Origin of the sequence: Providencia sp. PROV114 (genome assembly GCF_032704305.1) — a bacterium.
Classification (GTDB): domain Bacteria; phylum Pseudomonadota; class Gammaproteobacteria; order Enterobacterales; family Enterobacteriaceae; genus Providencia; species Providencia rettgeri.
In genome coordinates this window covers 386,870-403,220 of sequence record NZ_CP120528.1, presented here as the reverse complement: position 1 = coordinate 403,220, position 16,351 = coordinate 386,870, and the positions used below count along the sequence as shown (strand labels likewise).

Annotated in this window: 15 protein-coding genes, 1 tRNA gene, 1 rRNA gene and 1 riboswitch; of the genes, 8 read left to right on the top strand and 9 right to left on the bottom strand. The window is 42.8% G+C overall.

What is annotated here, in order from left to right; all coding sequences use genetic code 11:
* Nucleotides 1-212: 212 nt before the first annotated feature.
* From P3L37_RS01805 to P3L37_RS01795, 3 genes are all read right to left on the bottom strand, one after another.
* Nucleotides 213-288 (bottom strand) — tRNA-Glu (locus P3L37_RS01805).
* 138 nt (nucleotides 289-426) lie between these two features.
* Nucleotides 427-1,966 (bottom strand): 16S ribosomal RNA (locus tag P3L37_RS01800).
* A 257-nt stretch (nucleotides 1,967-2,223) separates the two neighbouring features.
* Nucleotides 2,224-2,382 carry a hypothetical protein gene (locus P3L37_RS01795; RefSeq protein WP_164528313.1) on the bottom strand — a complete coding sequence of 53 codons (159 nt, stop codon included), beginning with the start codon at nucleotides 2,380-2,382 and terminating at the stop codon, nucleotides 2,224-2,226.
* A 302-nt stretch (nucleotides 2,383-2,684) separates the two neighbouring features.
* Between P3L37_RS01795 and purH the strand changes: the two genes are divergently transcribed.
* Both purH and purD read left to right on the top strand, forming a co-directional pair.
* Nucleotides 2,685-4,274, top strand: coding sequence for a bifunctional phosphoribosylaminoimidazolecarboxamide formyltransferase/IMP cyclohydrolase (gene purH, locus P3L37_RS01790; protein WP_272667570.1), 1,590 nt, complete (start codon nucleotides 2,685-2,687; stop codon nucleotides 4,272-4,274).
* A 17-nt stretch (nucleotides 4,275-4,291) separates the two neighbouring features.
* Nucleotides 4,292-5,575 carry a phosphoribosylamine--glycine ligase gene (gene purD, locus P3L37_RS01785; RefSeq protein ID WP_222960198.1) on the top strand — a complete coding sequence of 428 codons (1,284 nt, stop codon included), beginning with the start codon at nucleotides 4,292-4,294 and terminating at the stop codon, nucleotides 5,573-5,575.
* 235 nt (nucleotides 5,576-5,810) lie between these two features.
* Here the strand turns inward: purD and P3L37_RS01780 are convergent, their stop codons facing one another.
* The 6 genes from P3L37_RS01780 to nudC all read right to left on the bottom strand — a co-directional run bounded on the left by P3L37_RS01780 (nucleotide 5,811) and on the right by nudC (nucleotide 10,390).
* Nucleotides 5,811-6,437 (bottom strand): DUF1481 domain-containing protein, encoded by a 627-nt coding sequence (locus tag P3L37_RS01780; protein ID WP_109913181.1) that lies wholly within the window; start codon nucleotides 6,435-6,437, stop codon nucleotides 5,811-5,813.
* 89 nt (nucleotides 6,438-6,526) lie between these two features.
* The gene (locus P3L37_RS01775; RefSeq protein ID WP_004264522.1) at nucleotides 6,527-6,799 is read right to left on the bottom strand and encodes an HU family DNA-binding protein; all 273 of its coding nucleotides are present in this window, start codon (nucleotides 6,797-6,799) and stop codon (nucleotides 6,527-6,529) included.
* Between the two features lie 199 nt (nucleotides 6,800-6,998).
* A complete protein-coding gene (locus tag P3L37_RS01770; RefSeq protein ID WP_109913182.1) occupies nucleotides 6,999-7,586 on the bottom strand; it encodes a YjaG family protein in 588 nt (195 codons plus the stop codon).
* Between the two features lie 74 nt (nucleotides 7,587-7,660).
* Entirely contained in the window at nucleotides 7,661-8,332 is a 672-nt protein-coding gene (gene nfi / locus P3L37_RS01765) for a deoxyribonuclease V (protein ID WP_109913198.1), read from the bottom strand.
* Between the two features lie 109 nt (nucleotides 8,333-8,441).
* A complete protein-coding gene (hemE, locus tag P3L37_RS01760; protein WP_109913183.1) occupies nucleotides 8,442-9,506 on the bottom strand; it encodes a uroporphyrinogen decarboxylase in 1,065 nt (354 codons plus the stop codon).
* 92 nt (nucleotides 9,507-9,598) lie between these two features.
* On the bottom strand, nucleotides 9,599-10,390 hold the full coding sequence (nudC, locus tag P3L37_RS01755) for an NAD(+) diphosphatase (protein WP_117163045.1): 792 nt from the start codon (nucleotides 10,388-10,390) through the stop codon (nucleotides 9,599-9,601).
* Between the two features lie 249 nt (nucleotides 10,391-10,639).
* Between nudC and P3L37_RS01750 the strand changes: the two genes are divergently transcribed.
* Genes P3L37_RS01750 through P3L37_RS01725 form a run of 6 tightly spaced genes read left to right on the top strand, consistent with a single transcriptional unit; the run spans nucleotide 10,640 to nucleotide 15,956 of the window.
* Complete coding sequence (locus tag P3L37_RS01750; protein ID WP_109913185.1) at nucleotides 10,640-11,692, top strand: ABC transporter substrate-binding protein; 1,053 nt, start codon at nucleotides 10,640-10,642, stop codon at nucleotides 11,690-11,692.
* Nucleotides 11,693-11,721: 29 nt separating this feature from the next.
* Nucleotides 11,722-12,537, top strand: coding sequence for an alkaline phosphatase family protein (locus P3L37_RS01745; protein ID WP_109913186.1), 816 nt, complete (start codon nucleotides 11,722-11,724; stop codon nucleotides 12,535-12,537).
* The gene (locus tag P3L37_RS01740) at nucleotides 12,537-13,439 is read left to right on the top strand and encodes an ABC transporter permease (RefSeq protein ID WP_272667569.1); all 903 of its coding nucleotides are present in this window, start codon (nucleotides 12,537-12,539) and stop codon (nucleotides 13,437-13,439) included. The genes P3L37_RS01745 and P3L37_RS01740 overlap by 1 nt, the downstream gene beginning before the upstream one ends.
* Nucleotides 13,429-14,259, top strand: a complete 831-nt coding sequence (locus tag P3L37_RS01735; RefSeq protein WP_109913188.1) for an ABC transporter permease — start codon at nucleotides 13,429-13,431, stop codon at nucleotides 14,257-14,259. The genes P3L37_RS01740 and P3L37_RS01735 overlap by 11 nt, the downstream gene beginning before the upstream one ends.
* Nucleotides 14,259-15,275, top strand: a complete 1,017-nt coding sequence (locus tag P3L37_RS01730; RefSeq protein ID WP_109913189.1) for an ABC transporter ATP-binding protein — start codon at nucleotides 14,259-14,261, stop codon at nucleotides 15,273-15,275. Before P3L37_RS01735 ends, P3L37_RS01730 begins: the two co-directional genes overlap by 1 nt.
* 18 nt (nucleotides 15,276-15,293) lie before the next feature.
* Nucleotides 15,294-15,956 carry an HAD family hydrolase gene (locus tag P3L37_RS01725; protein ID WP_109913190.1) on the top strand — a complete coding sequence of 221 codons (663 nt, stop codon included), beginning with the start codon at nucleotides 15,294-15,296 and terminating at the stop codon, nucleotides 15,954-15,956.
* Nucleotides 15,957-16,157: 201 nt separating this feature from the next.
* A riboswitch (TPP riboswitch) is annotated at nucleotides 16,158-16,269 on the top strand.
* Nucleotides 16,270-16,351 lie beyond the last annotated feature (82 nt).

Sequence of the window (16,351 nt, the reverse complement as noted above, 5' to 3'; positions counted from 1 at the left end):
CATGTCGCTCGTCGACTCGATAGTTCAAAGTACACTATTCAAGTTGAGATTTTTGAGAGACTCTCACATTGTTTAAGCGATAAACAATGTGCGTTGTTTTCAATTTTCAGCTTGTTCCAGATTGTTAAAGAGCATAATTGTTAAACCAACTATTTACATAATTGGCTTAATCATTATTGGGGACATCGTCTTTCACTCGATATCGGCGCAATTGGCGTCCCCTAGGGGATTCGAACCCCTGTTACCGCCGTGAAAGGGCGGTGTCCTAGGCCTCTAGACGAAGGGGACACGAAAATTCAATTGCAAAACACCGTTTTGCTATTTTCATGTAAGTCTTATCCTCTCGAATAAGTCTCCCACGTAAAGCCATTGCTCTACTTTCTATCAGACAATCTGTGTGAGCACTTCACAAAAACACTTCAATGGTAAGGAGGTGATCCAACCGCAGGTTCCCCTACGGTTACCTTGTTACGACTTCACCCCAGTCATGAATCACAAAGTGGTAAGCGCCCTCCCGAAGGTTAAGCTACCTACTTCTTTTGCAACCCACTCCCATGGTGTGACGGGCGGTGTGTACAAGGCCCGGGAACGTATTCACCGTAGCATTCTGATCTACGATTACTAGCGATTCCGACTTCATGGAGTCGAGTTGCAGACTCCAATCCGGACTACGACGTACTTTATGAGTTCCGCTTGCTCTCGCGAGGTCGCTTCTCTTTGTATACGCCATTGTAGCACGTGTGTAGCCCTACTCGTAAGGGCCATGATGACTTGACGTCATCCCCACCTTCCTCCGGTTTATCACCGGCAGTCTCCTTTGAGTTCCCGACCGAATCGCTGGCAACAAAGGATAAGGGTTGCGCTCGTTGCGGGACTTAACCCAACATTTCACAACACGAGCTGACGACAGCCATGCAGCACCTGTCTCAGAGTTCCCGAAGGCACCAAAGCATCTCTGCTAAGTTCTCTGGATGTCAAGAGTAGGTAAGGTTCTTCGCGTTGCATCGAATTAAACCACATGCTCCACCGCTTGTGCGGGCCCCCGTCAATTCATTTGAGTTTTAACCTTGCGGCCGTACTCCCCAGGCGGTCGATTTAACGCGTTAGCTCCGAAAGCCACTCCTCAAGGGAACAACCTTCAAATCGACATCGTTTACAGCGTGGACTACCAGGGTATCTAATCCTGTTTGCTCCCCACGCTTTCGCACCTGAGCGTCAGTCTTTGTCCAGGGGGCCGCCTTCGCCACCGGTATTCCTCCACATCTCTACGCATTTCACCGCTACACATGGAATTCTACCCCCCTCTACAAGACTCTAGCTGACCAGTCTTAGATGCCATTCCCAGGTTAAGCCCGGGGATTTCACATCTAACTTAATCAACCGCCTGCGTGCGCTTTACGCCCAGTAATTCCGATTAACGCTTGCACCCTCCGTATTACCGCGGCTGCTGGCACGGAGTTAGCCGGTGCTTCTTCTGTCGGTAACGTCAATCGTTGATGATATTAGCATCAACGCCTTCCTCCCGACTGAAAGTACTTTACAACCCTAAGGCCTTCTTCATACACGCGGCATGGCTGCATCAGGCTTGCGCCCATTGTGCAATATTCCCCACTGCTGCCTCCCGTAGGAGTCTGGGCCGTGTCTCAGTCCCAGTGTGGCTGATCATCCTCTCAGACCAGCTAGGGATCGTCGCCTAGGTGAGCCATTACCTCACCTACTAGCTAATCCCATATGGGTTCATCCGATAGCGCAAGGACCGAAGTTCCCCTGCTTTGCTCCTGAGAGATTATGCGGTATTAGCTACCGTTTCCAGTAGTTATCCCCCTCTATCGGGCAGATCCCCATACATTACTCACCCGTCCGCCGCTCGTCAGCGAGAAGCAAGCTTCCCCTGTTACCGCTCGACTTGCATGTGTTAGGCCTGCCGCCAGCGTTCAATCTGAGCCATGATCAAACTCTTCAATTAAAAAGCTTGATGCTCAAAGAATGTTTACTGTCGTTTGATTTCCGAAGAAATCAAATTACCTATTAGTTCATATATATGAATTAACGTGTTAGTCACTCTTCAAGACTTAAAATCAAATATTTTTTTGATAGTGTCCTGTGAGTGCCCACACAGATTGTCTGATAAATTGTTAAAGAGCGTTGCGACTAAATCTTTTGATTTTCGACTTCGAGGCCGTTGTCGCGAGGAGGCGTATAATACGTTTTCCTCTGTGAGAGTCAAGCAATTTTTTGCTTTTTCTTTTCAGAATCTCTCGCTGCCGTTTCAGTGTTCACCGCGCTTTGCGTTGTCTTGTTCCCGGTCAGTGGTGGCGCATTATAGGGAGTCAGAAAAATCTGGCAACCCTTTTTTTGCATTTTTTTATTCAACTGCTGCATTCCACAGCAAAACCCCTACTTATACTGACTTATGCACGAAGTTATCCACAACCTGAAAATAATTTTAAAATTATCGCGCATTACGCAAACGTTTGCGTTACAATTGGTTCGAAATTTCAGCATTGATTTTGTTTTTATGTTCTGAAATTGTTAGTGACTTATATATTGTTATAGAGAAAGTTGGCAAATTCCGCTTTGCTTTCATCAATAGATATAATAGGTATATAAGAAAAGCTCGTTGAGTTTTTCACTGACTGATATTCGTTATTGCCTTATTTATTCAAATCCAAGGGATCTATCTCATGCAACTGCTTCGTCCTATTCGTCGTGCCCTGCTTAGTGTGTCTGATAAAACAGGGGTTGTTGAATTCGCTAAGGCGTTATCTCAACGTGGTGTTGAGCTCCTATCTACCGGCGGTACTGCAAAGTTACTCGCTGAGTCAGGACTAAACGTAACTGAAGTTTCAGATTACACAGGGTTCCCTGAAATGATGGATGGCCGAGTAAAAACATTGCACCCGAAAGTGCATGGCGGAATTTTAGGTCGTCGTGGTACGGATGATGCCATTATGCAACAGCATGATATTGCACCGATTGATATGGTCGTTGTTAATCTATATCCATTTGCCCAAACCGTGGCAAAACCAAATTGTACCCTTGAAGATGCTGTAGAGAATATTGATATCGGCGGCCCAACCATGGTGCACTCCGCGGCTAAGAACCATAAAGACGTAGCAATTGTAGTAAATAGTAATGACTATCAAATCATTATTGATGAAATGGATAACCACGAAAACTCACTCAATTGGTCTACGCGGTTTGACCTCGCAATTAAAGCTTTTGAACACACTGCAGCTTATGACAGCATGATTGCGAATTACTTTGGTGAATTAGTTGCCCCTTATTATGGTGATACGACCCAGCCTTCTGGCCGTTTCCCTCGCACCTTGAATTTAAATTTTATTAAGAAACAAGACATGCGTTACGGAGAGAACAGCCATCAAGATGCCGCTTTTTATATAGAAGAAAACCCAAAAGAAGCGTCTATTGCAACTGCTCAGCAGATCCAAGGTAAAGCCCTGTCTTATAACAATATCGCTGATACCGATGCAGCTCTTGAATGCGTTAAATCATTCGAAGAGCCTGCTTGTGTCATTGTTAAACATGCAAACCCTTGTGGTGTCGCTATCGGTGATTCGATTCATGCTGCTTATGATAACGCATTCAAAACTGATCCAACTTCTGCTTTTGGCGGCATTATCGCTTTCAATCGTCAATTAGATAAAGAAACTGCTCAAGCCATTATCGATCGCCAATTTGTGGAAGTCATTATTGCGCCTTCTGTTGCTAAAGATGCACTACCTATTCTTGAGACTAAACAAAACGTTCGCGTACTTGAATGTGGCGAATGGAGCAAACCAGTTACAGGATTAGACTTTAAACGTGTGAATGGTGGTTTATTGGTACAAGACCGTGACTTAGGTATGGTTGAAAAGGAAGCGCTACGTGTAGTCACAAACCGCCAACCTACAGAGCGTGAATTAAAAGATGCTATGTTCTGCTGGAAAGTCGCGAAGTTTGTGAAATCGAATGCGATTGTTTATGCCAAAAATGACATGACCGTTGGAATTGGTGCAGGGCAAATGAGCCGTGTCTATTCTGCAAAAATTGCAGGTATTAAAGCCGCTGATGAAGGTTTAGAAGTCGCTGGCTGTGCAATGGCCTCAGATGCCTTTTTCCCATTCCGCGATGGTATTGATGCCGCAGCTGCTGTTGGAGTAACCTGTGTTATCCAACCAGGTGGTTCTATCCGTGATGATGAAGTCATTGCGGCGGCAAATGAACATGGTATCGCCATGATTTTCACTAATATGCGTCATTTCCGTCACTAATTATTAGGAGTCTAGTAATGAATATTTTGATTATTGGTGGCGGCGGCCGTGAACATGCCTTAGCTTGGAAAGCGGCTCAATCCCCTTTAGCAAATAAAGTGTATGTTGCCCCAGGCAATGCAGGCACAGCATTAGAGCCGACCCTTGAAAACGTCAATATTTCGGCAACTGATATCAATGGATTGCTTCAATTCGCCAAAGATAAGCAAATTGGTTTAACTATTGTCGGCCCTGAAGCACCATTGGTTATTGGTGTAGTCGATGCGTTTAAGGCTGCTGGCTTAACTATTTTTGGCCCAACCCAAGGTGCTGCACAGCTTGAGGGTTCAAAAGCATTTACCAAAGATTTTTTAGCTCGTCATCATATTCCTACTGCGGCTTATGAAAATTTTACTGAAATTGAACCTGCTTTAGCTTACTTAGACAAAGTAGGCGCACCAATCGTGATCAAAGCAGATGGGCTTGCTGCAGGTAAAGGGGTTATTGTTGCAATGACTCTGCAAGAAGCGAAAGAAGCTGTTCATGACATGTTAGCAGAGAATGCCTTTGGTGATGCAGGCCACCGTATCGTGATCGAAGAATTTCTTGATGGTGAAGAAGCGAGTTTCATCGTTATGGTAGATGGTGAAAATGTCATTCCAATGGCGACTAGCCAAGATCACAAACGTGTTGGTGATGGTGATACTGGCCTAAATACAGGTGGAATGGGCGCTTACTCCCCAGCACCTGTTGTGACAGATGAAATACATAAACGCGTGATGGAACAAGTCATTTACCCTACAGTTAAAGGAATGGACCAAGAAGGAAACCGCTACCAAGGCTTCTTATATGCAGGTTTAATGATTGATAAAGCAGGTAACCCAAAAGTTATCGAGTTTAACTGCCGTTTTGGCGATCCTGAAACTCAACCTATTATGATGCGCTTGCAATCGGACTTAGTCGCTTTATGTTTAGCTGGCGCGAAAGGTGAGTTAGCAGGTAAAGATTCATTATGGGATGAACGCCCTGCTTTAGGGGTAGTAATTGCTGCAGGTGGTTACCCAGGTGATTACCACAATGGCGATGTAATTTCAGGTTTACCAACCACTGAAGCCACGGATAGTAAAGTTTTCCATGCTGGTACTCGCATGAAAGATGGAGAAGTCGTGACTGCCGGTGGTCGCGTCCTATGCGTAACAGCATTAGGTAATGATATTGCTAAAGCACAAGCCAAAGCTTATGAAGTCGCCAAAGCCATTCACTGGAATGATAGCTTCTACCGCAACGACATCGGCTACCGCGCTATCGCTCGTATAAAATAATACAAAGTACTAAACCATTCCCTGGGCTGATAAGAGGAAACTTTTATCAGCTTTTTTATTTTCTATTTTTTGAACTTGTTTTTGCCTTTGACCATTCACACAGACAATGGCTCTAAGTATTTCGAATCACAGCAAAGCTGCAAGAGAGAGAATCTCTAGGAACATACATAAGTATGTGACTAGAGTGAGCGAACGTAGCAATATAGCTGAGGCTCGAAAGACGACGAGCGATTATTTATAAGCTATCTTTAGAAGGTTGCCAGCGGCAAAAATCGGTATCAGCTACCATCAAAAGCTGGTTTCCCTCTGAAGACTCCAACCACGCTAAATTTAGCTGGGAATGCCACACTTTTGCACGGTTTTGCAACCAATTTTCAGCATAGGGTTCGAAAGCCACTTCACGCACATCACCCTCACAGGTGGTCACTTTGCCTTGTTGCCAGCGACCTTGATAGAGTTTGACGCCGCCGACAATCAGTGCAGTGTTTGTCTCGAGTATGCGTTCTGCTTCAAAGCGCCAACGCGTGATTTCATCAGCCGAAAGTGATGTTTTATGGCCATCTTGAGCACGCTGCATAAAAATAACGTCATTATTTTTATCGAAACGTAATTGTTCAGTGATATCACCATTTTTTTGATTCAAGATTTGGCTACGAATTTGCCAGAGGTTACCAGAGCGGTACTCGAAGAAATTAACGGAAGTGTCTGTGCCTTTATAGGGGCTATAAACCACCATTAAGACCAGAGGTTGGCTTTTTGCATTATTTAGCCTCCACATACGAATGACGCCATCATCGGCAATAAAACCGCTTGCACTAAACTCAGGTAGCTTTGGTGCATTAGAAGAACAGGCGCTTAGCATTGAGATGGCTCCCAATACCAGCAACCCTTTTTGAATAAACAAAAGGGGTAGTTTTTTACCCCTTCTGGTGATTCGTCTGTACAATGTTCTTATTTTACAGCTTCTTTCAGTGCTTTACCGGCAGAGAAAGCGGGTACAGTTGTAGCAGGAATTTGAATTTCTGCTTTAGTTTGTGGGTTACGACCAGTACGCGCAGCACGGTGGCTAACTTTAAAAGTACCGAAACCGACCAGTTGGACTTGCTCGCCTTTTTTCAGCGTTTCAGAAATAGCATTCAGAGTAGATTCTAATGCCGCTTTTGCCTGAACTTTGGTCAGGTCCGCTGATTCTGCGATAGCATCAACTAATTCAGTCTTATTCATAAATTATCCTTACACAGTGTGTTTATCGTTTGCAAAGCATCGAGTGCGTCGGATATGCCAAATTGACAGCCCCTGATACACGCCCCCGATAGCCACTTCTTCTCGCCCCTAAATGTAGACCAGAGTAGGGGCAAATGTGAAGTCTTAGTACTCAGCATTACTGCGTCAAGTCACGTTTTCGATAATGAAAATGCGAAAATCAGCTTAAAGTAATACCTATATTGCTCACCCCCGCTTCGCGGAGGTCAGATTTTAATCCTTTAATTAACTCTAAGTCGCGCTCTTCACAAGCTGCCAGTAAGCGGAAAATGTCCCACTGGATATCCCATTCCTCTTCAACGGCCGGGATTTCTTTGAGTTCTTCTTCTGTCATTTCCCGCCCTGCTTGAGTCATTTCGAGCATGGCAACTGTACGAATGGATGCTTCGCTAACCAATATTGCGTGTTCGAGGGTTTCACCGCTCAATTTCGAATGAATAATTTCACCTAATGCAATACAGGCATCAATAGCTGGATACACACCATACATATCGAAATCATCTGCTGATGGGATAATTTCTTCTAATTTTTCTAACTGATTGTCGAAATTGACTTTGCTATCTTTAATGACCAAAGTTTCCCAAACTAAATCAAGGATGGAACGATAAACTTTTGCATCGGCAAATTCAGTTTGCTGACAAAACATTTGAAAGTTCGGATACATTCTTTCACATAGGCTCGCCATGAAAGTTGTATGTTGCCAGCTTTCTAATTTTTCCAACCTCAAATGAATGGGATTTCTTAACATAATTTCTGACTCATCAATCTTAATACTTCGCAGTTTACCTGAAAATCTGTCAATGCCACATATTTTGCTGATAATTAGCTGATTTTCTCATTCATTCGCTTAAAAAACGTTCGATTTGATGCAATTCCGTCAGCAAAACGCGTCGGTTCCGGCAACCGATAGCCTCTTAGACACTGCTTAACCCACGCTAGGGAAGACGAAAAACCTACTTTATGCCCCGGCGAAACATATAATGGTTTGCAGCGTTTTTTACTCCGCAACACCCAACCGAGTTGATTTTCACCTGCCATTAACGGCTGAACACTTTCAGGCTCTTCACTTAACTCAACCGCATCACCACATAAACGGCTTTTTGCTACACCAATTGTGGCTATATTCGCTTGTAACCCAAAATGGCAGGCAACACCAAACCGCCGCGGATGTGCAATCCCTTGCCCATCCACAAGCACTAATTCAGGTTTGTTTTGTATTTTTTCCCACGCCGCCATTAACCCTGGGACTTCACGAAAAGAAAGTAATCCCGGAATATAAGGCAATTGAGTCGGTATTCGAGCTATTTGATACTCAACAAGTTCTAACTGTGGCCAAGATAGTACAGCTACCACTGCACGTGTAATAGTGCCTTGCTGTTCAAAGCCTACATCGGCTCCACCAATCAATTTGAGTGGTGGAAATTCATCCTGCAAAATGATTTTTGAAGCTTCGCTAGTTTGTTCTTTTCGTAATCGTTGAGTATCTAAAACCATCATGCGTCCATTGCTTATGAGATTTAATTATTCTTAATCATAGATGATAATGGTGTACTTACAAGATTCTATAAATACACCACAAATCAAGAAGATCAATAAACGATAGTTATTGATGATATTGGCGGGATAAACGGTGAACAGCATCCACAAATGTACCTGCATGCTCAGGTGGAACATCCTGATGGATACCATGACCTAAATTAAATACGTGCCCTTCACCTTGGCCGAAGCCTGATAGAATATTTTGCACTTCTTCTTCTATACGAGCCGGTGGCGCATATAACATGGATGGGTCCATATTACCTTGTAAAGCAACTTTATCACCGACACGACGACGAGCATCTGCAATTTCAGTCGTCCAATCAAGCCCTAATGCATCGCAACCCGTTGCAGCCATTTCCTCTAACCACTGGCCGCCACCTTTAGTGAATAAGGTGACAGGAACACGGCGACCGTCATTTTCACGAATTAAGCCATCAATAATTTTATGCATATAATTCAATGAAAACTGTAAATAATCACGCTTAGTTAAGACCCCACCCCATGTGTCAAAAATCATCACGGACTGTGCACCTGCTCGAATTTGAGCATTCAAGTATAAAATGACACTATCTGCCAGTTTATCTAATAACAAATGCAATGTGTTCGGGTCTTCGTACATCATCTTTTTGATTTTAGTGAATGCTTTGCTACTGCCGCCTTCCACCATATAAGTTGCCAGTGTCCACGGGCTACCAGAGAAACCAATTAGTGGCACACTACCTTCAAGCGCTTTACGGATGGCACGAACTGCATCCATCACATAACCAAGTTCCATTTCAGGATCAGGAATAGGGATATTTTTTACATCTGCTGCGCTCATAATCGGTTTATGAAAACGTGGGCCTTCACCCGTTTCGAAATATAACCCAAGCCCCATTGCATCAGGGATAGTAAGAATATCAGAAAATAAAATTGCAGCGTCTAATGGAAAACGACGTAATGGCTGTAATGTCACTTCACAAGCCAATTCGGTATTTTTGCACAGAGCAATAAAATCACCAGCTTCAGCGCGTGTTGCTTTATATTCAGGCAGGTAACGCCCTGCTTGACGCATCATCCATACAGGGGTCACATCTACAGGCTGACGTAGCAAAGCGCGTAGATAGCGGTCATTTTTTAACTCAGTCATTATTTACTCCATTATTATAAGTGGCCGCCGCAAATGGCTAAGAGCGAAGTTCATTATTGTATCATGTTAATGGTAACAATATCAGCGCTGTGCTATTTGCCCGTTTCATATTCACTCTGACGACACAATGCGACCGTATCTTCAATCAAACGTCTAGCGATTGTGTCTGCCGGTGGGATCAACGGTAATTCATTGTAATGATACCAATTTGCGCTCACCAGTTCCTTAGGGTCTACTTTAATATCACCACTCTCATAATCCGCGAGAAAGCCCATCATTAAGGAATGAGGAAAAGGCCATGGTTGTGAAGATACGTAACGAATATTTTTCACTTTTATATGGCTTTCTTCCATGACTTCGCGCATAACAGCTTCTTCTAATGTTTCACCAACTTCAACAAAACCCGCAAGTACAGTAAATAATGGATTTTGCGAATGGCGCCGGTGCTGAGCCAATAGAATATGGTCATCACGGCGGATCCCCACAATAATACAAGGGGCAATCTGCGGGTAATAACGCTCATGGCAATGGTCACACAAACACGCCCATTCTGTTTCGCTATGGCGCATTGCCGTACCACAATAGCCGCAATAACGATGAGAGCGATAGAATTCCGCCAATTGCACACCTCGCCCAGCAAGACGAAATAAACCTTCATCTTGCGCAGCAACGATACGGGGAGATGACATATCTGATGGCATTTTTTCGGCGATCAACCAGACAATTTCCCCTAGCCACTCACCGATTGGCGTTGCTGTTTTTCCTTCTAACAAATAGTCCTTTGCCATACCTCGTGGAATATCCCCATGAGGTAACCACAAACGCCCGGAAAAACAGATAAACCACCAACCACTTTCTGTTCCTGATAATTTTAACTTATTCATTTTTTACATCTTTTGTTAGTTTTTATTGTCGATAAGATCAATCTATTAATGACACAATACACTTCTTTGACACAATGTCATTCAAACGTTTGTTTCATTATTTTTCTTTGTCAATTTTGACACTTTTTAGACGTTCCATTCCATAAAATGTCTAAAAACTGTCATAAAAGGATCAACTAACTGTCACTTCTTAAAATTAGGATGCTAAGTAACCAATACGGTTCACCGTTCTGCAAAAGTGAGAAAATAATGAAAACTATCGTTCCTGCGATTTTACTATCATTGACCGCATCCAGTGTGACATTAGCTGCTGATGCTAATTTAGCAGAGTTAATCGATGCAGCGAAAAAAGAAGGGCAAGTTTACAGCGTTGGAATGCCTGATACTTGGGCTAACTGGAAAGGAACTTGGCAAGACTTAGCGGCACAATATGGCTTGAAGCATCAAGATACTGATATGAGCTCCGCTCAAGAAATTGCCAAATTTGCCGCAGAAAAAAATAATGCGACAGCAGATATTGGTGATGTCGGTGCTTCTTTTGGGCCTGTTGCCGTGCAAAAAGGAGTGACTCAACCTTATAAACCAACAACGTGGTCACAAATTCCTGATTGGGCAAAAGACAAAGACGGTCATTGGGCTTTAGCCTATACGGGGTCTATCGCTTTTATGATTAATAATGATTTAGTGAAAGATGCACCGAAAAGCTGGGATGATTTACTAAAAGGGAAATATAAAGTCACCGTTGGGGATGTTGGTATCGCTGCACAAGCCAATAATGCTGTACTAGCTGCCGCATTTGCCCGTGGTGGTGATGAAAATAACCTAAAACCTGCCATTGAGTATTTTGCTGAACTCGCCAAACAAAAACGCCTATCCGTTAATGATCCAACTGTCGCAAATATCGAAAAAGGTGAAGTCGAAGTTGGCATCTTATGGGACTTCAACGCACTGAATTACCGTGATCAGATCAATCGTGATCGCTTTACAGTTGTGATCCCATCTGACGGTTCTGTCATTTCAGGTTACACCACTATCATCAATAAATTTGCCAAAAACCCAAATGCGGCAAAATTAGCTCGTGAATTTATTTTCAGTGATAAAGGCCAATTAAACCTTGCAGAAGGCTATGCTCGACCAATTCGTGCACAATATTTAACCTTACCTGATGATATTAAAGCCAAATTACTACCCGAAGAACAATATAAAAATGTTCAACCCATTAAGAATGCAGAAGGTTGGGAAAAGTCGTCTCGTAATCTCCCTAAAATGTGGCAACAGCAAGTTTTGATCCACCAGCAGTAATTTAATGTATTGATTTTAGGAAAAAATTGATGTCTGAGAAAGTCATACTTGTTGTCCTTGACGGTTTAAGTTATTCAGTAGCCCATCATTGTATGGGCTATCTCAACGGTTTAATCAAAGCCGACAGTGCAACACTTTACCGATTAGAGTGCGAGCTTCCTTCGATGTCTCGCCCTCTATATGAATGTATACTAACGGGAGTTCCACCTGTCAAAAGCGGTATTGTAAATAACCAAATTGTCCGGTTATCCCATTTTGACAGCATATTCTCTCTTGCTCGCCTTGCAGGTAAAACAACTGCCGCCGCTGCTTATTATTGGGTGAGTGAACTGTATAACCGAGCACCTTTCGTAGCAACAAGAGACCGTTTTACCCATGATGAGTCGCTAACCATCCAACATGGCTGCTTTTATCAAGCAGATCATTACCCTGATGACCATTTATTTGTTGATGCGGAATATTTACGTAGTCAATTTGATCCTGATTTCTTATTGATTCACCCTATGAATATAGATGATACAGGGCATAAGTTTGGCTTTGATTCCCCACAATACCGTAATGCAGCACGCCATGCAGATATTATCCTGTCGAATTATATTCCTACATGGGTTGAGCAAGGTTATCAAATTCTGATCACGAGTGATCACGGTATGAATAATGATCGCAGCCACGGAGGGACACTCCCTGAAGAGTGTTTAGTTCCATTGTTTGTTGTCGGTTCGCAATTTTCTCATCAACCCTGCAATATTGAGCAAACTGAGATTTGTGGAACCATTTGTCGTTTACTTGGAACCCACTCTCTCGATAAACCAGTTTGTGATGCGCTGTTACAAGGAGATTTGTAATGGCTGATATTCCTGCCCCCTGTGAACAGGCATACCAACAACAGGGAAAAATTGCCATGTTAAAAAAACGCTTTGCTCGTTTTCATTGGCGTGCGGCACTGCTACTGCTGCCATTCTTTGTGCTGTTTAGTCTATTCCAAATCGCCCCAATGATTTGGGTGCTAATTAATAGCTTTATCTACGAAGAAGCATGGTCATTAGGTAACTACCTTGAAGTATTCAATAATGATTTTTACTTACAAGCGTTTGAAAATACCCTATGGCTTTCCGTTATTTGCAGTGTAATTGGCTTATTCATTTCCAGTATCACGGCATTTTCCATTTATAAAATGCAAGGGAAAATTCGCCGGATAATGATCTCCTTCACCACCATGGCCAGTAATTTCAGCGGTGTACCCCTTGCTTTTGCATTCATTATTATTTTGGGCTTCAACGGCGCGATTACCTTACAACTCAAGGCATGGGGAATTATCGAAGATTTTAATATATACAGTGCCAGCGGGTTAATGCTGTTGTATGTGTATTTTCAGATCCCATTAGGCGTTTTGTTGCTCTACCCCGCCTTTGATGCACTAAAACCGGAGTGGGAAGACGCTACGAAAACAATGGGAGCAAGCAAGCTAACCTATTGGTTAAAAGTTGCTATTCCAGTGCTTTCCCCTGCTTTACTTGGTACTTTTATTATCCTAATTGCTAATGCCATGGGCGCATACGCCAGTACTTATGCCTTAACGAGTGGTAATTACAACCTTGTGACTATCCGAATTGCCAGTTTAGTTTCCGGCGATTTGTTTCTCGAACCGAATATGGCTGCTGCGTTATCAATGCTACTTATCGCTATCTTAGCTTTTATTACTGCTATCCATCATTGGTTAATCAAGCGGAGCTACCATGCAAAATAATAATGTGATTAGCCAAGTGATAACCAATAACAATAAACCCTCTGGATTATGGCTCCATAAGTTAGTATTAATCAGTGTTGCTAGCCTATTAGCGCTACCTATTATTGCCACATTTTTGTATTCCATCGCCAGCTCTTGGGGAGCCACTGTGCTACCCGATGCCTTGTCCATCAAATGGTATCTACAATTGTGGCAAGACCCGCGTTTTCTCATGGCATTTGGTCGTTCATTAATAATTTGCTTTGGTACGTTGCTGGTTAGCACATTAATTATTTTGCCGATGACATTTGCGGTATTTTATCGGTTCCCTAAACTCAAAGGGGTGATGGATTTACTGATTATTTTACCCTTTGCGATTCCGCCTGTCGTCTCGTCGGTGGGCTTGCTGCAAATATTTGCCGATGAACCATTCATGTTAGTTGGCACTCCTTGGATCCTGATTGGTACTTATTTCACCATCACGTTACCTTTTATGTATCGTGCTCTTGCGAATAGCTTTCAAGGTATTAATTTACATGACTTAATGGACGCTGCACATTTACTCGGCGCCAGTACTTTCCAAGCTTTTATGATGATTGTGTTACCAAATATTCGCAAAGGTATGTTGGTCTCATTATTAATTTCATTTTCATTTTTAATGGGTGAATTTGTGTTTGCCAATATTCTAGTGGGAACACGTTATGAAACCTTGCAAATCTATCTTTTCAATATGCGACAAACCAGCGGACATTTCACTTCTGCTCTGGTGATGTCATATTTTCTGTTTACCTTATTGCTGACATGGTTAGCAATGCGATTAAATCGTTCAGGAGATGAATGATGAGTTATGTTATTGCGGAAAACTTAGCTAAATCTTTTGGTACTAATCAGGTATTTGCTGATATTCAGTTTACTATCGAAAAAGGCGAATTTATTACCCTACTGGGCCCAAGTGGTTGCGGAAAATCAACTTTATTACGCTGTATCGCAGGACTTGAACAACTTAATGATGGTGAACTTTATATTAATCGCCAGAATGTAACCCACCAAGCTGCGCAGCAACGCGGGGTGGGTATGGTGTTCCAAAGTTATGCGTTATTTCCCAATATGACTGTGGTTGACAATATCGCGTTTGGTTTAAAAATGCGTAAAATTGATAGCCAAGCAAGGTCTAAAGCAGTCGCTGAAGTGATCGAATTAGTTGAGTTACAAGGCAAAGAACAACAATTTCCCCATCAGCTATCAGGTGGACAGCGTCAACGAGTAGCACTCGCAAGGGCATTAGTCATGAAACCGCAAATTTTGTTACTTGATGAGCCACTGTCTGCTCTTGATGCTCGCATTCGCAAGCACTTACGCCAGCAAATTCGCCAGATTCAACGCGAATTAGGTTTAACGACAATTTTTGTTACTCATGATCAAGATGAAGCGATGATTATGTCTGACCGTATTTTTCTTATGAATAAAGGCCAGATAGTGCAAAGTGGCACGGCAGAGAATATTTATACCCAACCAGCAACAGAATTTGTCGCTCGGTTTATGGGGCATTACAACCTTGTTGACTCCAAAAAAGCCAATACGATGTTAGGTCTTAATTTACAAGGTACACTTGCTATCCGCCCTGAGTCTATATATGTCAAAGAAGCAGGTCGCCAATATGGTAGCCATATTTCTCACCCTGTTGATGCTATTATTGTTGACCATCAATTATTGGGAAATATCATTCGTTATAGCGTCGATACACCTGCTGGTCACATGACAGTTGATTTACTCAATCGCTCATCTGAGCGTTTATTTGAACCGGGCACTCGCCTTGAATTGATGTTTAATAAAAATGAAATTCGCGCACTTAGTTAATAAGTAGATAGGAATATAATGCAAAACCAACTGGCCATTTTTGACTTAGATGATACGTTAATTCAAGGTGATAGCAGCGTATTGTGGACACAATATCTGTGGGACAGGCAAATTATCAACGACCCACAGTTTGTAGAGGCGGATAAAGCCATGATGGCGCAATATAATGCAGGCACATTAGATATGCCGACTTACTTACGTTTTAACCTGCAAACTCTCGCCAATGTAAAAACGGAACAAGTAGATATCTGGCTGGATGATTTTGTACAAAGCGTGATTTTACCGCGGATCTACCCTGAAGCGATTAGAACGATCGCAAATTATCGAGCTAAAAGGATCCCGATTATTGTGATCTCCGCAACTGTTTCATTTATTGTGAAAAAGATCGCCGAAAAACTTGGTGCAGACGTCGCCATGGGGGTCGATATTAAACAACAAAATGGCTGCTATACGACCGAAATTGACGGTATCCCAACCTTTAAAGAAGGCAAGGTTAAACGCCTTATGGATTGGGTTCGCCACCAGCCAATCACTGATGCCTATGTATATTTTTATACCGATTCTGCCAACGACCTGCCCATGTGCCAATTTGCCGATGAAGTATTTATTATCAACGGCGACGAACGCCTAACGCAAGCCGCACTCGAACACAATTGGCCACAATATCAGTGGAATTTATAAACCTTATTTTTATCTCAGCCTTGATTTCAATTTTTTAGGTTTTAACTAACTCGCCTTTCAAAGGTTCCTCTAAATTATTCGTGCTAGAGGAAGGAGATAAATAGAATTATCCCAAGGAGCATACACAAGTATGTGACTTGGGGAGCCGAGCGCAGCCAACGCACTTATCGCTTGAAGAATGACGAGGAAAGCTTATACTGAAATCTCTTGTCGGAGTGCCTAGCATGCATAGCATCGGGCTGAGACCGTTAATTCGGGATCCGCGGAACCTGATCGGGTTAATACCCGCGAAGGGAACAAGAGTAATCACTCAGCGTCTTTTTGCCATCTCTCATTTGGCTAAAAATTAAACGCAATGTCTTTTTATTACTCCTCCGAACTCCTGACAAGCAACT

What these genes read in the sequence shown, in the direction of transcription:
- P3L37_RS01795 (WP_164528313.1), bottom strand. Translation starts at nt 2,382, where the DNA reads ATGCAGCAGTTGAATAAAAAAATGCAAAAAAAGGGTTGCCAGATTTTT.
- purH (WP_272667570.1), top strand. Translation starts at nt 2,685, where the DNA reads ATGCAACTGCTTCGTCCTATTCGTCGTGCCCTGCTTAGTGTGTCTGAT.
- purD (WP_222960198.1), top strand. Translation starts at nt 4,292, where the DNA reads ATGAATATTTTGATTATTGGTGGCGGCGGCCGTGAACATGCCTTAGCT.
- P3L37_RS01780 (WP_109913181.1), bottom strand. Translation starts at nt 6,437, where the DNA reads ATGCTAAGCGCCTGTTCTTCTAATGCACCAAAGCTACCTGAGTTTAGT.
- P3L37_RS01775 (WP_004264522.1), bottom strand. Translation starts at nt 6,799, where the DNA reads ATGAATAAGACTGAATTAGTTGATGCTATCGCAGAATCAGCGGACCTG.
- P3L37_RS01770 (WP_109913182.1), bottom strand. Translation starts at nt 7,586, where the DNA reads ATGTTAAGAAATCCCATTCATTTGAGGTTGGAAAAATTAGAAAGCTGG.
- nfi (WP_109913198.1), bottom strand. Translation starts at nt 8,332, where the DNA reads ATGGTTTTAGATACTCAACGATTACGAAAAGAACAAACTAGCGAAGCT.
- hemE (WP_109913183.1), bottom strand. Translation starts at nt 9,506, where the DNA reads ATGACTGAGTTAAAAAATGACCGCTATCTACGCGCTTTGCTACGTCAG.
- nudC (WP_117163045.1), bottom strand. Translation starts at nt 10,390, where the DNA reads ATGAATAAGTTAAAATTATCAGGAACAGAAAGTGGTTGGTGGTTTATC.
- P3L37_RS01750 (WP_109913185.1), top strand. Translation starts at nt 10,640, where the DNA reads ATGAAAACTATCGTTCCTGCGATTTTACTATCATTGACCGCATCCAGT.
- P3L37_RS01745 (WP_109913186.1), top strand. Translation starts at nt 11,722, where the DNA reads ATGTCTGAGAAAGTCATACTTGTTGTCCTTGACGGTTTAAGTTATTCA.
- P3L37_RS01740 (WP_272667569.1), top strand. Translation starts at nt 12,537, where the DNA reads ATGGCTGATATTCCTGCCCCCTGTGAACAGGCATACCAACAACAGGGA.
- P3L37_RS01735 (WP_109913188.1), top strand. Translation starts at nt 13,429, where the DNA reads ATGCAAAATAATAATGTGATTAGCCAAGTGATAACCAATAACAATAAA.
- P3L37_RS01730 (WP_109913189.1), top strand. Translation starts at nt 14,259, where the DNA reads ATGAGTTATGTTATTGCGGAAAACTTAGCTAAATCTTTTGGTACTAAT.
- P3L37_RS01725 (WP_109913190.1), top strand. Translation starts at nt 15,294, where the DNA reads ATGCAAAACCAACTGGCCATTTTTGACTTAGATGATACGTTAATTCAA.